The organism is Rothia sp. HMSC036D11 (assembly GCF_001814205.1).
GTDB classification, from domain to species: Bacteria; Actinomycetota; Actinomycetes; order Actinomycetales; family Micrococcaceae; genus Rothia; species Rothia dentocariosa.
On record NZ_KV815315.1, the window covers coordinates 255396 to 275362 of the forward strand.

The 19967-nt window shown below is 50.3% G+C and carries 14 protein-coding genes; 5 read left to right on the forward strand and 9 right to left on the reverse strand.

The features are described from left to right. Positions 1-4 precede the first annotated feature (4 nt). The 5 genes from tkt to HMPREF2958_RS09300 all read left to right on the forward strand — a co-directional run bounded on the left by tkt (position 5) and on the right by HMPREF2958_RS09300 (position 7063). Positions 5-2146, forward strand: a complete 2142-nt coding sequence (tkt, locus tag HMPREF2958_RS09280; protein WP_083313740.1) for a transketolase — start codon at positions 5-7, stop codon at positions 2144-2146. Between the two features lie 103 nt (positions 2147-2249). Beyond that, a complete protein-coding gene (gene tal, locus HMPREF2958_RS09285; protein ID WP_048754062.1) occupies positions 2250-3356 on the forward strand; it encodes a transaldolase in 1107 nt (368 codons plus the stop codon). A 212-nt stretch (positions 3357-3568) separates the two neighbouring features. Then, positions 3569-5122, forward strand: a complete 1554-nt coding sequence (gene zwf, locus HMPREF2958_RS09290) for a glucose-6-phosphate dehydrogenase (RefSeq protein WP_070697793.1) — start codon at positions 3569-3571, stop codon at positions 5120-5122. After that, entirely contained in the window at positions 5119-6105 is a 987-nt protein-coding gene (locus HMPREF2958_RS09295) for a glucose-6-phosphate dehydrogenase assembly protein OpcA (RefSeq protein ID WP_013399028.1), read from the forward strand. Before zwf ends, HMPREF2958_RS09295 begins: the two co-directional genes overlap by 4 nt. Continuing rightward, entirely contained in the window at positions 6098-7063 is a 966-nt protein-coding gene (locus HMPREF2958_RS09300) for a 6-phosphogluconolactonase (protein ID WP_070697794.1), read from the forward strand. Before HMPREF2958_RS09295 ends, HMPREF2958_RS09300 begins: the two co-directional genes overlap by 8 nt. A gap of 67 nt (positions 7064-7130) precedes the next feature. Here the strand turns inward: HMPREF2958_RS09300 and HMPREF2958_RS09305 are convergent, their stop codons facing one another. The 9 genes from HMPREF2958_RS09305 to HMPREF2958_RS09345 all read right to left on the reverse strand — a co-directional run bounded on the left by HMPREF2958_RS09305 (position 7131) and on the right by HMPREF2958_RS09345 (position 19857). Beyond that, complete coding sequence (locus tag HMPREF2958_RS09305; protein ID WP_070697795.1) at positions 7131-9764, reverse strand: DUF6493 family protein; 2634 nt, start codon at positions 9762-9764, stop codon at positions 7131-7133. 22 nt (positions 9765-9786) lie between these two features. Next, positions 9787-12444 (reverse strand): DUF6493 family protein, encoded by a 2658-nt coding sequence (locus HMPREF2958_RS09310; protein ID WP_246828105.1) that lies wholly within the window; start codon positions 12442-12444, stop codon positions 9787-9789. A 70-nt stretch (positions 12445-12514) separates the two neighbouring features. After that, positions 12515-13894, reverse strand: a complete 1380-nt coding sequence (locus HMPREF2958_RS09315) for an SWIM zinc finger family protein (protein WP_070697797.1) — start codon at positions 13892-13894, stop codon at positions 12515-12517. A 248-nt stretch (positions 13895-14142) separates the two neighbouring features. Further along, the gene (gene secG, locus HMPREF2958_RS09320) at positions 14143-14400 is read right to left on the reverse strand and encodes a preprotein translocase subunit SecG (RefSeq protein ID WP_172461380.1); all 258 of its coding nucleotides are present in this window, start codon (positions 14398-14400) and stop codon (positions 14143-14145) included. A gap of 122 nt (positions 14401-14522) precedes the next feature. Further along, positions 14523-14933 carry a hypothetical protein gene (locus HMPREF2958_RS09325; protein ID WP_070523818.1) on the reverse strand — a complete coding sequence of 137 codons (411 nt, stop codon included), beginning with the start codon at positions 14931-14933 and terminating at the stop codon, positions 14523-14525. 151 nt (positions 14934-15084) lie between these two features. Beyond that, on the reverse strand, positions 15085-16710 hold the full coding sequence (locus tag HMPREF2958_RS09330; RefSeq protein ID WP_070697798.1) for a BCCT family transporter: 1626 nt from the start codon (positions 16708-16710) through the stop codon (positions 15085-15087). A 287-nt stretch (positions 16711-16997) separates the two neighbouring features. Next, entirely contained in the window at positions 16998-17345 is a 348-nt protein-coding gene (locus HMPREF2958_RS09335) for a DUF6176 family protein (RefSeq protein WP_070697799.1), read from the reverse strand. 135 nt (positions 17346-17480) lie between these two features. After that, positions 17481-18257 (reverse strand): triose-phosphate isomerase, encoded by a 777-nt coding sequence (gene tpiA / locus HMPREF2958_RS09340; protein ID WP_070697800.1) that lies wholly within the window; start codon positions 18255-18257, stop codon positions 17481-17483. 142 nt (positions 18258-18399) lie between these two features. After that, on the reverse strand, positions 18400-19857 hold the full coding sequence (locus tag HMPREF2958_RS09345) for a hypothetical protein (RefSeq protein WP_070697801.1): 1458 nt from the start codon (positions 19855-19857) through the stop codon (positions 18400-18402). Positions 19858-19967 lie beyond the last annotated feature (110 nt).

The following is a 19967-nucleotide window of genomic DNA, read 5'->3' on the forward strand; positions in this document are numbered from 1 at the left end:
ATGCATGACGTACCACCAAGCGAAGGGACAATACGTGACTAACCCTAACGAAAAGTTCGAATGGACTGAGGTAGACCAGCGTGCGGTTGATACTGCTCGTTTATTGGCAGCCGATGCGGTTGAGAAAGTAGGGTCAGGTCACCCCGGCACCGCCATGAGCCTTGCTCCTGTTGCCTATCTGCTCTTCCAAAAGGTCATGAACCAAGACCCCAACGATGACCGTTGGGAAGGTCGCGATCGTTTCATCCTCTCCCCCGGTCACACATCGCTGACTCTCTACACCCAATTATTTATGGGTGGGTATGGTCTTGAGATGGAGGATCTAGAATCTCTTCGCACATGGGATGCGCTCACTCCTGGACATCCCGAATATAAGCACACCAAGGGCGTAGAAATTACGACTGGTCCATTGGGTCAGGGGCTCGCTTCTGCCGTTGGTTTTGCATATGCTCAACGTTATATGCGTGGTCTTTTCGACCCCGAATCCCCGGTTGATGCTTCTCCCTTTGACCATTATGTGTACTGTATCGCCTCCGAAGGCGATGTTCAGGAAGGCGTAACGGCAGAAGCCAGTGCGCTTGCTGGGCACCAAGAATTGGGTAATCTCATCGTACTCTGGGATCGCAACCATATTTCTATTGAAGAAGACACTGACGTTGCATTCACCGAAGACGTGCCAGCTCGTTACCGGGCCTACGGCTGGGATGTTCAGCGCGTGGACTGGATCAAGACCGGAAACTACGTTGAAGATGTGCAGGAACTCTACAACGCTATTGAGCGCGCGAAAACGGTCACGGATAAGCCTTCATTCATTGAGGTGCGTACTATCATTGGTTACCCAGCACCCAACAAGCAAAATACTGGGTCCGTTCACGGCTCAAAGCTGGGGGCCGAAGAAATCGTTGAAACCAAAAAAGTTCTAGGATTTGACCCCGAAAAGAGCTTCTTCATTGAGGATGAGGTTCTGGCGCATACTCGTGAACTTCGTGAACGCGGGGCTGCTGCGCATAAGGTCTGGAATGAAAAATTTGAGGCATGGGCTCAGGCTAACCCCGAGCGGGCAAAGCTGTACAACCGCCTGGTGTCAGGCGAAATGCCAGTTGATTATAAGGCTGCTTTCCCTGTCTTTGAGCCGGGTACTTCACTAGCAACCCGCGCAGCATCCGGCAAAGTCATTAATGCTATTGCTGATACTTTCCCTGAGCTTTGGGGTGGATCTGCCGATCTAGCAGGTTCTAACCTCACCACTATCAACAACGCTGAATCATTCAACCCGGTTTCGCACAGTACGGAGGATTGGACCGGCAACCCCTACGGTCGTGTGTTGCACTTCGGTATTCGCGAGCAGGGGGCGGCCGCAATTGTGAACGGTATCGTACTATCTTCGCCAACCCGTGCTTTCTCTGGGACGTTCTTCGTATTCTCGGATTACCAGCGTCCTGCAGTCCGTCTTTCAGCTCTCATGGGTGTACCTGCACTGTATATCTGGACTCACGACTCCATTGGTGTTGGCGAAGACGGGCCCACCCACCAGCCGATCGAACATCTCAGCTCACTGCGCGCAATTCCTGGATTCGACGTTGTACGCCCAGCAGATGCGAACGAAACTGCAGTTGCTTGGCGCACCATTCTTGAGAAGAAAGACCGCCCTGCCGGTCTAGTACTTTCTCGCCAGAACCTACCGGTTTGGACTCGTGAGGATATTCATTCAGACACTGAAGGCGAAAAATTTGCTTCCGCAGAAGGTACTGCCCGCGGAGGTTACGTTATGGCTGACACCGAAGGAACTCCAGATGTCATCCTAATCGCAACTGGGTCCGAAGTTGAAATTGCCCTCGAAGCCCGCCACAAGCTCTCAGAAAAAGGCATTGCAGCCCGAGTCGTTTCAATGCCTTCCCGCGAATGGTTCAACGAGCAGTCAAACGAATACCGAGAATCAGTTCTGCCTTCCTCTGTTGCAGCACGCGTCTCAGTTGAAGCCGGTTTGGGCATGAGCTGGTACGATTTGCTCGGTTCTGCAGGACGTGCTGTCTCAATTGAGCACTTTGGGGCATCTGCCGATTCTAAGACTTTGTACCGTGAGTTTGGTATTACCCCTGAAGCCGTCGTAAATGCTGCTGAAGAATCTATCGCCGCAGCCAAATAGCCCCAGCTGGCAAGTTACAGTTTTTCGGTGAGTTTTGATGCGACTTGCATCTTGCATAGCTCACCCGTCCATATTGACTAATTTAGATTGAAGGTTTTATTTCATGAGTGATTCAACTCGAAAGCTCTCTGACGCTGGTGTCTCCATTTGGCTTGATGATCTTTCCCGCGACCGTCTTACCAGTGGCAGTCTTGCAGAGCTCATCAGCGCTAAGAACGTCGTGGGTGTCACTACCAACCCCACTATCTTTGCCGGTGCGCTTTCAAAAGGTGCTGCTTACGCTGAGCAGATGCGTCAGCTTGCCGCATCCGGCGCAGACGTTGAAGAAGCTGTCTTCGCAGCGACTACTGACGACGTACGTGCTGCTTGTGTCGTATTCGAACCCATATATTCTGCTTCTAAAGGTTACGACGGCAGGGTTTCTATTGAGGTTGATCCTCGCCTTGCCCGTGATGCCGAGGGAACCCAGAAAATGGCACGAGAACTCTACGAGCGTGTAGGCCGTGAGAATGTCATGATCAAGATTCCCGCAACCGTCGAAGGTTTGGAGCCTATTGCCAAGACTCTTGCAGCCGGAATCAGCGTTAATGTGACTCTCATTTTCTCACTAACACGTTATCGTGAAGTCATTAACGCTTACATGCTCGGCCTTGAAGAAGCACTCAAAAATGGTAAGGATCTCTCTAAGATCCATTCGGTCGCATCATTCTTCGTATCCCGCGTAGATAGCGAGGTAGATACCCGTCTGAATGAAATCGGTACTGAAGAGGCCTTAGCGCTTAAGGGTAAGGCCGGTCTGGCAAATGCTCGGCTGGCATATGAAGTTTTTGAAGAGATGTTCTCTTCTGAACGCTGGGCACGTTTGGCATCTCATGGTGCCAACGTTCAGCGCCCACTCTGGGCATCTACTGGAGTCAAAGATCCGGCGCTTCCAGATACTCTCTACGTTAGCGGTCTGGTCGCTAAACACACTGTCAACACCATGCCTGAAGCAACTCTGAATGCTGTCGCTGACCATGGTGAAATCACGGGAGATACTGTTACCGGTGAGTATACGAACTCCAACAAGATTCTGGACGATATCGAGCGTCTGGGTATCTCTTATGTAGAGGTTGTGGATAAGCTCGAAACCGAGGGCCTTGCAAAGTTTGACGTTTCGTGGGAAGAGCTTCTGGAGACCGTACGGAAAGCACTTAGTGAGTCACGTTAGTGACTAGTGAATAAATTTTTCGTTATACCCGTTCTCTAAAGTTCATAAGGCGAGTGCTGTCGCTATAAATAGCACAAAATTAGCTTCAGCACTCGCTGTCAGATATCTCTCGTTTGCCATTGAAACGGTAAGATGCAGGGATACGTGCCCCAGAGGTACATAAAGTATCGCAGGGTGAATGTGCACATTATCAGCAATCAAAGGAATCTATCTTGCATACCGGTCATGAGTCGAATCCGCTACGAGATTCGCGCGATCGACGTCTCACTCGTATTGCGGGTCCTTCCGCACTTGTGTTCTTCGGCGTCACGGGCGATCTTGCCCGCAAGAAACTACTCCCTGCGGTCTATGACCTAATGAATCGTGGTTTGTTGCCCCCAAGTTTTGGTCTTGTTGGGTATGGGCGCCGCGAGTGGGATAACGATGATTTTCGTAACTATGTGCGTAAGTCTGTGGAAGAAAATGCACGTACCCCTTTCCGTGAAGATGTCTGGAACCAATTTCAGAAGGGTATGCGGTTTGTTCGCGGTAATTTTGATGATGACGCAGCGTTCAAGCGTTTAAAGGAAACCTTGGAAGAGCTCGACAAACGTGGGGCTCAGGGCAACCATGCGTTCTATCTCTCTATTCCGCCAAAAGCTTTTGAGCAGGTACTTTCTAAACTTGCCGAGCACGGTTTAGCTTCTCGTGATGATGTGGCTGTTGACGACAGTCTCATGAATGGGTGGCGTCGTGTGGTGATCGAGAAACCATTTGGCCACGATTTGGAGTCGGCGCGCGAACTCAACGCAATCGTTGAGCGGGTTTTTCCGCCGGATTCGGTGTTCCGCATTGACCATTATCTGGGTAAAGAGACCGTTCAGAATATTCTAGCGATGCGTTTCTCAAACCAGATGTTTGAACCGGTTTGGAACGCAAATTATGTGGACCACGTGCAGATTACGATGGCTGAGGATATCGGCATTGGTTCTCGTGCTGGCTATTATGATGGTGTGGGTGCCGCACGCGATGTGATTCAAAACCATCTGCTTCAGCTGTTGGCTCTAACCGCCATGGAGGAACCCCTTAGTCTTGATTCTAAGCACCTTCGCGCTGAAAAGGCTAAGGTACTGGAAGCGGTACGTATTGATGATCTGGAAAATTCTTTCGCGCTCGGCCAGTATGCCCCCGGTTATCAAGGCGGCGAACATGTCAACGGGTTCTTTGATGAGAAAGATATTCCTGCGGACTCACGCACAGAAACTTTTGCGGCTCTTAAAGTCAATATTGACAACCGCCGCTGGGCAGGAACTCCGTTCTATCTGCGTGCGGGTAAACGGCTGGGTCGCCGAGTAACCGAGATTGCGCTTCTCTTCAAGAAATCTTCTGACCGTCTCTTTGGTAAGGAGAGTGAGGTTCCTGCGGGACAGAATGCGATCGTGATCCGTGTGCAACCTGATGAAGGTATGACGATCCGTCTTGCAGCTAAAGTTCCCGGTACTCAGATGGAGATCCGCGACGTCAATATGGATTTTGGGTATGGACACGCCTTCACCGAAGCATCTCCTGAGGCATATGAACGTTTGATTCTGGATGTGCTCTTAGGTGAGCCGCCGCTGTTCCCTCGCCACGAGGAGGTTGAACTTTCGTGGAAGATCTTGGATCCATTTGAGAAATATTGGGAAGAGAACAAGATTAAGCCTGAACCCTATGAATCCGGTTCGTGGGGTCCACGTTCGGCTCAGAAGATGCTTGAGCGTGATAACCGTGCCTGGAGGCGCCCGTGATTTCGCATCTGCAACACACGAATGTTTCTGCTATTTCAAAGGAACTTTCTGATCTTCTGGCTTCAAACGGCAGTCTTAGCAGCAGCCGTGTACTTACCTTGGTGGTACTAGCAGAAAAAGGACATTCTCGCGAGGCTATTAATGCGGCTATCCGCGCTTCGCACGAGCATCCGAGCCGGATCATTGTGCATATTGCGCATAATAGTGATGCGCCCGATCAGCTGGATGCTGAGATTCATGTGGGCGGTGAAGCTGGCGCTTCTGAACTTATTATTCTGCGCGGCTGGGGTAGTGCATCAACGCCGACAGAATCGTTGATTTCTGGCCTGCTTTTGCCGGATTCTCCTATTGTTGTGTGGTGGCCGCATTCCGTCCCTGAGAATCCGGGTGAGGATTCAATCGGTAGGATTGCACAGCGCCGTATTACAGATTCGGCACGCGCATATGATCCTATGGCTGTTCTTACGCATCTTTCTAAGGTTTATCAGGCTGGAGATAGCGATCTTGCCTGGACACGTTTGACGCTGTGGCGTACCCAACTGGCAGCTCTTTTGGAGCAGATGCCTGACTCCCCTGTTAAGCGTGTAGTGGTTTGGGGTTCTGAGAAGTCTCCTTCGGTTGTGCTCCTTGGCGCTTGGCTTGGCTGGAAACTCGAGGCTGAGGTTCATCTTGCAACTATCGGCGCAGCAGAACGGGGTCTTTACCGTGTAGCTATTGAGCGTGAAGATGGGCAAACGATAATGTTCCGCCCCGGCAAGAATATCGCTATTATTGAAACTCCCTATACACCTGATCAGCAGATTCCACTACCAGTTCGTACTCTGGCGGATTGTATTTCTGAGGAATTACGCCGACTTGACCCTGACACTATGTATGGGGAAGTTTTAAAGTCGGCATTTCCTACTCTGGAAATGCATCCTGCTCAGTGCGATGCTGAACCTTTCCTTGATACTTCTGAATTTCCCGAGGTTTTTGATGCCTAAGATCAACAATATTGGTGAGAGTACTCCAACTTTAATAACGCATCCTTCTCGGGAGGCGCTTGCCTCTGATGCCACTACGCGTATCTTAGATGTTATTGAGCATGTACTCACGGAACGTACCATGGCTCATGTCTCTCTTACAGGTGGCACGATGGGCATTGCTACCCTTCGTGCATGGGCTCAGTCTCCACGTGTTAAGGATATTGATTGGTCCCGCGTTCATTTCTGGTTCTCGGATGAACGCTTTGTTCCCGAGCGTGATCCGGATCGGAACGATGGACAAGCAATCGAGGCGCTTCTCGCAGATTTAGTAGATCTTGGTTTTCCGGTTGAAAACGCGCATCGTATGGGTCCTTCCGATGTCATGATTGATGTTGAAGCTGCTGCCGAGCACTATGCCTACGAAATGCGCAATTTTGCGGGCTCTGCCGAACCCGTGCGTGTTGAGATGCCTGAGGGGGCATCCGAGCTTCCATTAGCGGGAGGGCACGGGGGATCTGCTTCTCAGCAATCTGGAGGCGGCTGCGGATGCGGTGGTTGTGGATGCGGCGGCGGCTCGGATATATGGCCTGTCCCCATTTTTGATGTTACGCTCCTAGGGATGGGGCCTGATGGTCACATCGCTTCGCTGTTTCCCAATCGGCAGCAAGTCCTTCTGGGCACAGGTTTACCAGAGGATCCTGTGGACGGCGCTAAAGCTGTGACGGTAATGGTCAAGGATTCCCCTAAGCCACCTAGCGAACGTGTATCTGTCACGCTGCCGGTTATCAATAATTCGCGCCATATTTTCTTTTTGATTACCGGCGGTGATAAACAGGATGCGACAACCCGTCTTCTCAAGGGTGCACAGGTTCCTGCTGAGGGTATTACTGCCAATATGCTCCTAAAAACTCCAGCTATCGGGGCTCGCGGGCAGAAACAGACCCTGATTTTTGCGACGGAAGAATCGCTAGCTTAGGACTCACAAATTTTTCTAGTGGGGGTTACGGTCTTAGGATTATGACTCCCACTTTTATTTCGCGTCCTTAGTCATTCAGCATGTTGATAGTATTGAGGTGACTTGCTTCTTGCCGTGCCTTCTCCGCGAGCTCGGTCGGATACGGCTGCAGCTTTTCAAGCGCACGCAGATTTTTCGCCAGCACGGTTGAGCCTTTCATTTTAGGTCGCAGAACCTCAGGAATCTTGATACTCACCCCGTACTCCCCCGCTAATTGCGCTAAAAGCTGCACGAAGGAACCGCCACGATTAATATCGCTCACCGCTGGCAACATGTTCTCCAGCACCTGCACAATTCGCCACCCCGCCAACGGGCTAATGGATGCAGCGTCCTGTAAACAGCTAGCTGCCCGGGCCGGTTTAACCCATCCCCCTCGGAGCAGGTAGGTCAGTTCATCCGCAAGTAAAGAAGCATCGAGCATTCCGCGACCCGCAAGAGCAGCAATAGATTCGGCGGTGAGAGCCCTGTGCTCAGCTGCTGCTGCACCAGTTAGCCAGCCCAACACGGAATAGGCGGGTTCTTGCAGAACCTGATGTGTGTGGGTGATGGTATCCAGTATGGTCTCAAGCCCTTTCACATGTTTTTGGAACCCCGCTGTAGTGACGAACGGCATGCTCTGCGCCGCCAATGTATTGGGGTTATTCTGTAGAAGCCACGCATACCACTGCATGAGGGTGCGGTGGAAATCGTCGGTTGCCTGAGTACCACGGTGTATAAACTCTTCTGGAATGCCTGCTGTGTTCAGAGCTGCCTGTGCGAAAAGCATCTGTGCGGTCGGTAGTTCGTGATCTTCAATAAGCCACATCATCAGGCTGCCGTTGGGAGCCTCAGTATAGGCTTGGTCGTACATATTGTGAGGACGTGGGCGGTAAGTGAGAGGTTCAACATGGCGTGTCCAGGTGCTCTCTTCTGCGTAAGGTATAGGCACAAATACAAGGTTTTCTGGATGTTCTAAACAGTTAATCTGCTCTTGGCAGAGCCCCGCCGGTCCACGATAATTTGTGGTCGTTTTCTCTATACGAGGTTTTTGACGCCCCAGAGATCCAGTGTGTTCAACCTGGTAGGGCTGGATGGTTTCGCCAGTCTGGGGGTCAGTATGGAATTCATGCCGGTACCCGGTAAAACCTTGCGGCAGTTTTTTAAAAAGTTTTCGGTGCGGGGCAATTACCCGGTACGTCAGATAGTTGCCTAACGCATGAGTACCCGAGCGAATACCGGAATTCACGCATCGTTCAGCCAGAAAGTCCTGCTGGGCCGTATCAAGAGTAATGCGAGGATTATGCGCTAAATAATCAATGAGCTGCGGGAGCTGCGAACCGTCACCCGTGCCTTGGAGACAGGGAATAAGGTCATCCATAAACTCAGCATCATTTGTATAAATATGCATTCGTGGGGTTGAAACGTGCTGCTCTAAAAGTTGCGGCAGGTTCTCGGGAATCATGACGCTGCCCATTACTTGCTCCGCGTGAGACGGTGCGCTAGTTTTATCCGCCACGGCTTCAGCAGGGGACATGAGCGTTTGCGCTGCGGGCTGCAGATCAGGCGGGAGAGATTCTGCGGTTTCCCTCATCAAACCGCTTACATCTTGAGTATACTCTGGGTGCGTTTTAACAATAGCGCCAAGGAGTGTAATCTGCGCCCGGAGTATTTTCTTCTCGGTACGAAGCAGCACGGAATAAGAGGCATTAAGTAAATCATGAATCTGGGGTTCGGTCAGCTTTTCGACGCATGACATCAACATTTCTTGAGCCAATCCCACGGAGGTTGAGGGAACGGTGGTGAGCACTGAAGTGAGCAGATTGGTGTTACCAAGGTTCTCGTCTAGGGTGGGGTTCATCCCCCGATAGATGTAGTGGAAGATACTGGTATTCTTAGCGGAAAAGTCGCGGAGCATCGCCTTCAGACATTCAGTAAGCAGGCGGTCACGGAATCCGTCAAAATTCTCCTGCAGCGTGTGGAAGAGAGCGAGCGTGTCCGCGTTTTCACGCCCTGACCACTCTTTCCGAAGAAGCCCTTCATCTGTGAAACACGCCCACATTTCGTGTTCTAGCGTCTGAGGGTTGTTCTTGAAGAAAGAGATAACCTCTTCCCGGTTCTCGGATGAGCCAATGTACATGTCAGGAACGGTCGTCACGAACCCCCAGAGGTAGGAGCGCGTGGTATTGGTGAGTCCGCGTTCGTGAAGAAGCTGATGTATCTGCACCCAGAGCGTGGGCAAGTCGTAACCAAACCTGCCATAGCCACGCTCGTTAACGAACCCGGTTATCCAGGTGTTATCACGTTCGCTGAGTCCAAGCATCATGGCTTCTGTGCGTTGGCTAAGGTATTGTTCCGATTCAGCGGTTGAAAACTTCCAGTTCGCCTCACCGGGTAATCCCCGGCCGATGAGGTTTAAGAGCTCAACACCCACATGTTTGAAGGTTCCACCCAGTGCGGCCGCCGTGTAGACGCATATAAGCCGCTGCTCGGTCGTTCCTTCACGGCTGTAGCGGTCTATGAGCTTTTTAATGGAGAGTGTGCGTGCAAGGCTCTTACGTTCGTCCTCGGTGGCGCCGGTGAGAACTTCATGGTACTGCCAGAAGGTGGCGTCATCACGTTTCAGTAGCTCCCGCAGACGTGCGCGACGTTCCGTAAGACTAGGTTGCGGTATTTTTGGGGTCATAGCAGTCTCTCAGTTTCTGCACTTATGGTTGTGCGCAGCGGTGTTGGTCCAGCAGTTCTTGGGCTTGGTCTCGAGCCTGCTCCGCAAGCTCAGTCGGATGCGACTGCAGTTTACCGAGCGCCCGCAGGCTTTTGGCCAGCACGGTTGAGCCTTTCATTTTGGGCTGCAAAACCCCAGGAATCTCGATACTGACGCCGTACTCCCCCGCCAGATGTACCAAGAGTTGTACCAGCGCGCCGCCCCGGTTAACCTCGCCCACGACAGGCAGTATGCCCTCTAATACCTGCATAATCCGCCAGCCAGCCAAGGGGCTAATCGACGCAGCATCCCTAAATGTGTGCTCAATTCGTTGAGCCATCACGTGTTGCTGGTCCAACAGCCAATACAGTTCTTTGGCTAATAAAGTAGTATCGAACATGCCCCGATCCGCTAAGGAGGCGAGCGCCTCCGCAGCATTGGCGCGCACCTCGGTAGTTTTAGCGCTGGCACCAAGCCCGAGTGCGCTGTAGGAGGGGGCACCCAGTACTCGGTGCATATCACCTAGTATTCGTATGATGACATCAGCACCATAAGCATTATGGGCATGGATAGCTGCCACAAGAATAGGCATGGTCTGTGCGCTGAAAATATCTGGGTTGTTCTGCATGAGCCAGCCGTACCAGCCCATGATCGTGCGGTACGAAGGATAGTATTTTGATTCCACCATACGGTGCACGTACTCGATTTGCGTGCTGTTGGTGTTATACGCAGCAGCTTCAACGGAGAGCGCGGCAGCATCGGGCGTATCTGTTCCAACCCACAGCGGGAATTGCAGAGGGAAGCTGTGCTCCCGAGCAAGATATAGCGATTCCCAATACTGGGTGAGGACTGTACCCGTAGTGCGTTCAAGGGCTACTCGCTGGGGCGCAAAAGGCGCAGCCACTACGCTGGTTTCTGCGTCTTGACCCGCAAAAATCAGGGCGAACAACTGCTCCATCAGCAGCATGTGAGGCCCGCGCTCATTGAGACGAAGTTCTGTCCCTGTAGCTTTTACGTTAAAGGGACGAGGGTGATACTTCTTAGCCGTCTGTTCATCTACTATCACCGGGTCTCCGTGCTCATCGCTCAGGTAGAGACGTTCTTTATACCAGGTTGGGATGATCGGTATCCTAGCAATATCAGCATGTTGTATCTGTCCACTTTTGATGAGTGCCACAATGGCAAGGTATGGGATATTGGGACTGGAGAGAGTATAAATACCGAATGAGTCTTTTATGAGAAGGTTGCGAGCTTCCCAGAGAAGCTTCTGTTCTGCATCGTTTATTTCCAGATTCTCGGCATGTTCCAAGTACTCCAGGATGCGCGGAATATCGGTGCCATCGCCTCCATGGAAGGTTGCTGCCAAGCATTCCATTAGTTCCCGGTCCGTGGCGATAGATGGTCGAGGCGCCAAGCACCCTTGCAGTTCACGATCCTTCGGGGTGATATCCGGTACCGTAATGATCCCCGCTGCGTTCTGAGGTATGGGTGGCGGTGGCTCCTGCACCGAATCGTTGATGAGCTTCTGGGCCTTGTCTTGAAGGTCCAGGGGCATAGACTTGAAAGCATCCTGTACTGTCTGGCTTACTTGTTCAGTACATTCGGGGTGAACTTTAAGCAGTAGAGAAAGAAGCCGTATCTGAGCGCGCAGAATTTTCTTTTCGGTACGCGTCAGCACTGTTGCTGAAACCTCAATGAGCTCACGTGCTTGCGCATCGGAAAGCTCGTAAACTGTATGCTCCAGCAGATCTTGCGCCATGGCAATAGCTGGGCTATACGCCGTCCCCAGCACCGAAAGGTAGAGCGCAAAACGCTCCTTAATTTCTTGAGGTGTTGGCTGCAGAGCAACATGGGACCGATAAAAATGCCGCACGTGGTGGGCCGAGTAGTCGCGCAGGAGACCTTTGAGCGTTTCATCCAAGAACCTGGGGCGAATCTCTGGAAAAGTCTCGCACATGACCTGAGCAAGAGCCGAAAATGACGACGAACTTCGATATTCAGGCTGCAAGGTGGGATCCCACTTAGACTGTGCGAGTACCCCTTCAGCTGTGAAAGCATCCCAAAATTCTCGTTCCAGCAGCACAGGATCGTGACGGAAGAACTGCTCTATATTCTGATACTCTTCCGCAGACTTTTCCCTCACGTGTGGTACGGCATTCATCATCATGCAAAGATACCCTGGCGATAAGCTCGTCAGCGAATGTTCGCGCATAAGTTTATTGAGGTGTGTCCAGGAACGTATGGACCAATCGTCTGAACATTCTTTAACAAAATGCAGAACCCACTCATCGGATCGTTCTATTACCCCTTGAGTTAAGAATTCCCAGAGCTGCTCAGTAGCAGGCATAGGCGGCTCAGGAATAATATTAAAATTCTCATCTCGAAGAGGATGAAAAAGTTCACTTATGATCCTCATCGCACGCGGAGCCGAAGAGGTTAAAGCCCCTACTGCATATGCAGCCAGAGCTGCTTTCTCCCCTCGGGCTCTCGAAAGTTTCGTGGGTGATAGCGTCCTTGCCAACGACGCGCGTTCTTTCTCTGTCGCACCGCTAATCACTGTGTGATAGTCCTCAACGGTAGCATCGTTACGTTTCATGAGCTCCCGCAGGCGGGCGCGACGCTCTCCAAGGCTCGTGTGCTGCGAATAGTTCTTCTCGTCCATCATTACCTGTTTGTATATTTGGGTGTGTACGGAAAAATATGCTTCTTTACGGATGCAACCCGGTATCGGGCTAATTCAGCCCGCCGCGACGTTTAATACTTACCGCCAGTACATGTTTGCAGGGGCCTCGGGTGCCCCGGTATTTCACCCACCACGGGCAGGTACACCGGTATTCTTCGATTTTCTCGGCAGGGGTTACCGTGTAGAACGTATCCCGCGACTGTACGCGATAGGTGCCGTCTCCGTCATCCCACACCGCACCGGAGTCAATAAGTTTCTGGGCACTCACAAGCCGCGGATGCATAGCCTGCAGGGCATCCGCTTGCACGGGCAGCGGCCGGTGAAAGTACTCCCCCGCCTGCACATCAAAACCGACCTGCCCGGAGGATGCCAGTAACGCGAGGGCGTCGCGTACTTGCATCTCTTTCAGCCCGCTGCGTGCAGACATGACGGGCACTTCAATACGCGGTTCAAAGGAGAGAAGCACGCTGAGCATATCCGCATTTTCAGCAACTGACGGGTCAGAGAGTGCCTGCAGCACAGAGCCTTCCCCCGAGAATCCGCGTGATTTTTCGGGGCTCAACCCGATGCTCAGGCGCGCACCCGGCAAGTGGGCCACCCACACGCTCGCCACCGGGGCGTTACCTGAGGTGACCGGTTCGCTGTACGCTTCTAGGCGGGTTATGAAGTGGATGAGCGGCTCAAGCACCCGCAGCCGCTCCGGCCCAGCCACGCACACCGACCCGGCGGTGGCTCGGGTGGCCAGCCTCAGTGAACGCACCGCACGGGTTGCCCACATGACGCTTTTCGTGGCGGATTGGCGCGGCAGCCCCTGGATGAATGTGCGGGCTGCTGCCGCGTCCAGAGAATGGGTGGGTTTCATCAGGGATGAGAGCATCTGTGTTTCAGCGAACCCTTTGAGCCAGCGTACCGGCAGGGGTACTTTATCTTCCATAACTTCACCGTCTAGGGTGGTGGTCAGCAACCCTTCATTCCCCACATCCATGTGGAGAGGTTCGCCAGCCCGAAGAGAAACTAAAGCAGTGCGAAGCGGCGGATTCACGTCCACATTTGTCACGCCCACGGCACTGTGGGTGGCATCTAGGGCGGAGGAGTCTACGTCAAGTCGGGCATAGACACCGCAGCAGGCGCTAAAGGATTCAAACCGGAGTCCCTCGCGGGTGCTGGTCACTACCGGGTCGGCAGCCCGCAAAATGGCGGCGACCATGCCGGGTGGGGTGTAGTAGCGGGTGCGGGCCACACGCGCAACCACCAATAGCGACGCCGCGATCACATCGGGACGCTCCATGAATCCTGAGAAGAAGTAAGGGTGTGCCACCGCGCCTTCCGGTGTGCTGCCACCGCTAGTTGCTAAAGCAAGTCCAAGACTGCCGTCTTGTTCATGCAGTAAAGAAGGTTTTAGATATGTATAGGTTAGAGTCTGTGCCATGGCGATCCCTCCAGTGGTTGGATATGCTAGGTTTTCGCCTTATCACTACTATGCCTGAACCCCGAAAGTTTTGGCCTCTTTTCCGTCATCCTAGGGAAAATATTATCTACTTGTCTCTATATCAGACACTCGTCATGACTTGATCCTCCGTCATCTTATGCACCGACAATCTCCATAATTACTACAGTAGGACATGTAAGAAGCCCCGACGGATGTATCTGCCGGGGCTTCTTGGAAATATATAAAGTCTATATGACGAACTGTCCGTTAAAACGTAGTGCTAGGCCATAAAGCACCACGGCAATAACCCAAATAACGGTAACTGTAATGGTCAGACGGATTAGGTTCTTAGAAGCCATACCTGAAGAATTCAGTGAGCTGGTCATACCGCCACCAAACATATCGGACAAGCCACCACCCTGACCGCGGTTCAAGAGCACCAGAAGCACGGTGATAATGCTGGTAATCACGATGACTACCAAAAGCACATTCATAATGATGTCCACAGCGGGCCTTCCTAATAGGTCGATAATAAAGCCTGTCCCATGGCAGACTTTAATAACTATACGGTATAGAGACTCTGTGGTCATTCTCTAACACGTAATAACGCGTAGAGCGAAGGGCTAAATTACTGCCTAAACTGAGTGACACGCCGCTGATATTCGCTGGGGGTAAGCTGAAATGCATCCGGACGGTCTCGCAGTGCTCGCTCTGCATCCAATGGGTCTCCCTCGGTATCGTAGGCGTAAACATAACCGCCCTGAACAAGATAGTACGTAAATTGTTGGGCTATACCCCAGTAGTTGCCACCTTCGGCATAGAATCCCAGATCTACCCAATCGCGTAGTTTTACCTGAACGGGTACTTCTGGGGAGCTTGTGCGGTGATACAGCCAGTCCAGGAAGCTATCACGTTTATTTTCAAAATACACGATCTGCGGAGTCTCCGCGGTAGGTGCAGAGACTCGTCGGCTTCGAATAATGAGGACCACTATAGCCGCCAAAATACCTGCAACGGCAAGGGATACAATTGCAAACATAGTTAAAGTCTAACGGGTTGAATTTACAGGGTACAGGAACTTAGCTTATCGAGCAGCTACAGAGTCCGCTTACCCTATAGATAAAAGATCTTCCCAGAAGCCGGTTACCGGCTTCTGGGAAGATCTTTTATCTTATTACGATGCTAAAAATTTATGATTCTTTTTGGACCACTTTTGCCTCAGGTTTTTCTTCTGCTACCTGATCGTCTTCAGAGTCTTCAACCTCGTAAGGTTCATAAGACTTGAAGGGCTGTCCCTTTTCGGGATACCGTTTAGGCGAGATCGACAGACCCATCTGAACCTTCTCGTGATACACCTCAACTATTAGCGCCACCACGATTAACGCAACCACAACGGCGAAGGGTAACGCAATAATAATCAGCGTATTCCGCAGAGCGTCTAGCCCGCCAGCATACAGCAGCACGGTTGCAATACCCGCGACGATAACACCCCACACAACTTTCTTTCCGTTAGTGGGGATAAGACGCCCATCTTCGGAAAGCATTGAGAGCACATAAGTTGCTGAGTCTGCGGAGGTAATGAAGAAGGTAAAGATCAGGATGATTGCGATGATCGACATTAATATACCCAGCGGGTAGTGTTTGAACGTGCCGAACAGCAGTTGTTCATCCTCTAGTTTCGTCAGATTCTCTAGACCATTCTGCTGTACCGTATTAGCCATCGTACCGAAAGCGGAGAACCAGATGAAGCTTAAGACGGTAGGTATCAGAAGTACTACAGTAATAAACTCACGTATTGAACGGCCTTTGGAGATGCGGGCGATGAAGAGGCCAACGAAGGGCGACCAAGAGATCCACCATGACCAGTAGAAAATGGTCCAGGTATCAATCCAGGCGCGTTCGTCACCGTTAAATGCGGCGGTTCGGAAACTCATCTCGAAAAAGTTCTGCATGTATAGACCGATGGATTCCGACATATTGTCAAAAATTTTGACGGTAGGGCCAACCGCAATAGCAATCGCCAGAAGTGCGATAGCCAGAATCATATTAAGATTTGAAAGGATTTTAATACCTTTACCCAGCCCCGAAAGAGCTGAGAGCACAAAGAGAGCAGTGGTTACTACGATAATAACAGTGCGTACTTCCATGCTATTAGGAATGGCATTATCAGTGAGGTAGCTCAGCCCACCATTAATCTGAATAGCACCGAAACCAAGCGTGGTTGCCACACCAATAACGGTTGCCACCACAGTAACAATATCTATAATATATCCCAGCCAGCCATCGGTTTTTTTACCGAAAAGCGGCTTAAGTGTGACAGAAAGAAGATATTTCTCTTCCTTACGGAAACCGAAATATGCCAAAGCCAGAGCCACAATACCGTACACAGCCCAGGCGTGTATACCCCAGTGGAAGAACGTAAATTGGAAGGAATCCGCCATTGCTTGCTGTGACCCCGGCGCAGCATGCGGAGTTTTGTTAGCAAAGTGCGAAAGCGGCTCGGCAGCACCATAGAAAACTAGACCGATACCCATACCAGCCGAGAAAAGCATGGCAATCCACGAACCGGTGGAATACTCGGGCTTTGAGTCAGGCTCTCCAAGCTTAATTTGTCCCATGGGGCTTAAAACAAAAAACCCGCAGACCAATACTATAAGAGTTACAAGCAGGAGGTAAAACCAACCGAAGTCAGTTCCGACCAGCGCCCTCCAGTTTTTAGAAACTGTCTCGTAACCCGGAACAAAGCCCAGAGCCACTAATATTAATGAAATAATTAATGAACCAATAAAAACAGACGTATACTTGCGTGATTTCATATCTCACCCTCCTAAAACGCTTAGGCATAAGTGTAACAAATCTCGAAGACTTCACAAAACCACACATTTTAAATATATAAAAACCATTTGAATTATATTTAATTAAATTAGATTTAAATAAAATGCAACTAACTACATCAAACTAACTCAAATCCTTAATCATTTTGTTATATTTTAGATATTATTATAATAATTTTAGCCGCAAATATATGCCGAAAATCGCTATTTTCCACATTTTTACAGAAAAATTTTAGGTACCACATATTTTGTCCCAGGGCTGCGTTCTCTTACCCTAAGGCAACTTTATGAACATCTGGTAGCATCATCAGAACTTCCATCGTTAGGTCTTCTCCCGGAAATGTAGGGTCGATAACCTCATTCCAGAACCTTAAATGCTCCTTATCTACCCAGTGCTCTGACTCTTCAACGGGTTGTGCTCCCTGACCCTGTACGCTGTACCAGTACAAGTACATATGCCCATCACGAACCTCCGAAAAGATCGTTTCGACATACATTTTTTCGGGCACTAAGGTCTGCTCAACGGCATCCATATTCTGGCGAAGAAAACGCATCCATTCTACAGCTCGCTCTTCTTGACCTTTACGCACTCGGAATCTGGTGAGTTCAACCTGCATCAATATCAGCTTCTCTCTAAAGAAAGATGGAATGAGAATATTTCAGTACACATTTGTGACACTGTATAAAATAAGCAGGCGCCTAGCGCACGAATACACGTATGCTAGACGCCTTTAATACGAATTGCTGCTTAGCTAAGCATCAAAACGCGCAATTGCTGCAAACTCTTCAGCCTGAAGGGATGCACCGCCTACCAGCACACCATCCACGTCTTCCTTCCCCATAATAGAAGGGGCCGAAGAAGACTTAACCGATCCACCGTAGAGAATACGAACCTTCTGAGCAACGTCTGCGGAGTAGAGCTTTTCAAATTCAGCACGTATAGCCGCAGACATTTCCTGCGCATCATCGGCAGTTGCGACCTTACCAGTGCCAATTGCCCATACAGGTTCATACGCAACCACGAGAGTTTCTGCTTGCTTGGCGCTCACGCCTGCAATAGAACCGCGAAGCTGCTCAAGGGTAAAGTCCACATGAGTGCCAGCTTCACGAACTTCCAGGGCTTCACCAACGCATAGTACCGGAGTCAAATCATAGGTGTAAGCAGCCTGTACCTTAGCAGCACATAGTTCATTACTTTCGTGATGGTAAGTGCGACGCTCAGAGTGTCCTACGAGAACGTATTTCGCACCAAGTTTCTGCAAAAAAGCACCAGAGATCTCTCCGGTGTATGCACCGGATTCATGTACAGAAATATCCTGACCACCATATTCAATACTCAGTTTGTCGCCTTCAACGAGGGTCTGTACGGAGCGAATATCGGTAAAAGGAGGAAATACCGCTACTTCAGTCTTTGTAAAATCAAAATTCGAATCATCAAGAGTCCATGCTAGCTTCTGGACCAGCGTAACGGCTTCAGCATGGTTAAGATTCATCTTCCAGTTACCGGCGATCAGCGGTTTGCGCGACATATTTTCGCTCCAATCCCCCGAAAAATCAGGGTATAGATTCGGAAATTTCTATCTTCTATTTTAATGGTTTGATCACTCAAAAAACACTAAATACTCTAGGTTTTATCTGGATTTTTAGGCTAGTCAGGTCTACTCCGAAAAGCTACAGATCAAGTTTCCAGGCGTTTGCCATTTGTTCTGTCTCCTGCATGAAGAATTCCCGAGTATTTTCCGACATGTTCTGCAGTATTAGAGCATCAAGTTCTTCTTCGTCGTAATCTTGAAACATCTCACGATAGTCAGTGTACGCATAACGATGCGCCATCACGATCGCCTCATGAGCGCTGTGGGCGAGACTCCAAGCCTGTAGGGTATTTCCATTCTCAGCCAATGCTTCCTCATAACACATACGCGCATTGGTGTATATCGCATAGGTTGCCACCATAAGTGGAGCAAAATTGCCTAAAGCATAGATATCCCACTGAGTTAGTAGCATTGTGAGGTAGCGCCGGTACGGTTCAAGCAAATAGCGCAAAATTTCTGTAAAGACCTGTTCGGGAACATCCGAATGCACAAGATCCAGAAGGTAGAGTACAGTATCAGCATCGTCAGCAAGAGAGTAATCTTCCAATGCTCTTACCGATATAGACTCTAATCTAGCAAGATATTCGAGTATATGAACGTACTGTTCATCGTCTGAAGTTTCTCGCAAAATTCTCACCACTTGACGAAAAGCAGTAACAAAATCCACATGCAGCAGTTGGCTTTCCCTCACACAGTCTGCATAGTTTTCAAGGGCAAGTACAAGATCTGAGGCGCCTGATTCATACGCGAGTGCTAGGTTATAGAGACCCGTTTCAGGTTGTGACTCAGCCTTTTGTGCAAGGTGCTGGGCGCGTACTATCGCTTCTTGGGCGACACGCTGTCCTGTCTTCAGAATATTCTGGCGTTCTTCTACAGAAATAAGAAATGCGTCTGATGGAGCCATAACTACCGGGGAATCTATAACTGCTGGCATAATCTCTGGAATAATCTGCGCCGTATCTTGTGCACGTTCAGATAAGATACGTATCATCTTGTGTTTTTGCCTCAAGATATTAGTTGTAGTCCAGATATTATTCTGCAGACACCGGTAAGCAACCTTTACAATATCGCATGCAGCGTTATAACTCGGAAAATAATATTCGGCAAGTTCTGGATTTTGTGGGTTTATCTCCCACGCAGCGTTATAAGTGTAGTAGCTCAGGAGCGCTTGAGTGGTTTTTTGATGAAGCTCCGTCACGGTTTTCTCTAGATAACTAGGGAGCTCGTCCAAGTGATCTTCAAGGTCAGTTACTAGCGTCTGAATAAGATCCCTAGATTTTTGTGCTTGCAGCATGGTGATAGTCAGTTTGTGGTCCCGATCAGCTGCCGAGTTCTCCCAAAATTCTGACGGGTTATCAGCAGAGACACCATACAAATAATCCGGATGTTCTGAAGCTGATACGACTTTAGCTTCGCCCATCTTCCGAGGCTCTTTCAGATTTTGGGCGGATGCCTGTCTTTCTTGCCGCACTTCACGTTCATAGTCTGCGACTGTTGTAGCTTCGCGGGAACCAAAGTATTTAGAGAAAAATCCCATGGAATGCATCCTTGCGATGTGGGTTATGGCTATCTATCTATGAGCATATAGTAACGCACCCGGCACGTCCTTGAGGTTGAGAGCCGGGTGCGTTTTCCTAGCGGCAGCGC

Excerpts from the sequence above, each read along its gene's own strand:
- HMPREF2958_RS09330 (WP_070697798.1), bottom strand. The coding sequence starts at position 16,710 with ATGAAATCACGCAAGTATACGTCTGTTTTTATTGGTTCATTAATTATT.
- HMPREF2958_RS09300 (WP_070697794.1), top strand. The coding sequence starts at position 6,098 with ATGCCTAAGATCAACAATATTGGTGAGAGTACTCCAACTTTAATAACG.
- HMPREF2958_RS09345 (WP_070697801.1), bottom strand. The coding sequence starts at position 19,857 with ATGGGATTTTTCTCTAAATACTTTGGTTCCCGCGAAGCTACAACAGTC.
- HMPREF2958_RS09335 (WP_070697799.1), bottom strand. The coding sequence starts at position 17,345 with ATGCAGGTTGAACTCACCAGATTCCGAGTGCGTAAAGGTCAAGAAGAG.
- HMPREF2958_RS09310 (WP_246828105.1), bottom strand. The coding sequence starts at position 12,444 with ATGGACGAGAAGAACTATTCGCAGCACACGAGCCTTGGAGAGCGTCGC.
- tal (WP_048754062.1), top strand. The coding sequence starts at position 2,250 with ATGAGTGATTCAACTCGAAAGCTCTCTGACGCTGGTGTCTCCATTTGG.
- HMPREF2958_RS09325 (WP_070523818.1), bottom strand. The coding sequence starts at position 14,933 with ATGTTTGCAATTGTATCCCTTGCCGTTGCAGGTATTTTGGCGGCTATA.
- tpiA (WP_070697800.1), bottom strand. The coding sequence starts at position 18,257 with ATGTCGCGCAAACCGCTGATCGCCGGTAACTGGAAGATGAATCTTAAC.
- HMPREF2958_RS09315 (WP_070697797.1), bottom strand. The coding sequence starts at position 13,894 with ATGGCACAGACTCTAACCTATACATATCTAAAACCTTCTTTACTGCAT.
- HMPREF2958_RS09305 (WP_070697795.1), bottom strand. The coding sequence starts at position 9,764 with ATGACCCCAAAAATACCGCAACCTAGTCTTACGGAACGTCGCGCACGT.
- tkt (WP_083313740.1), top strand. The coding sequence starts at position 5 with ATGACGTACCACCAAGCGAAGGGACAATACGTGACTAACCCTAACGAA.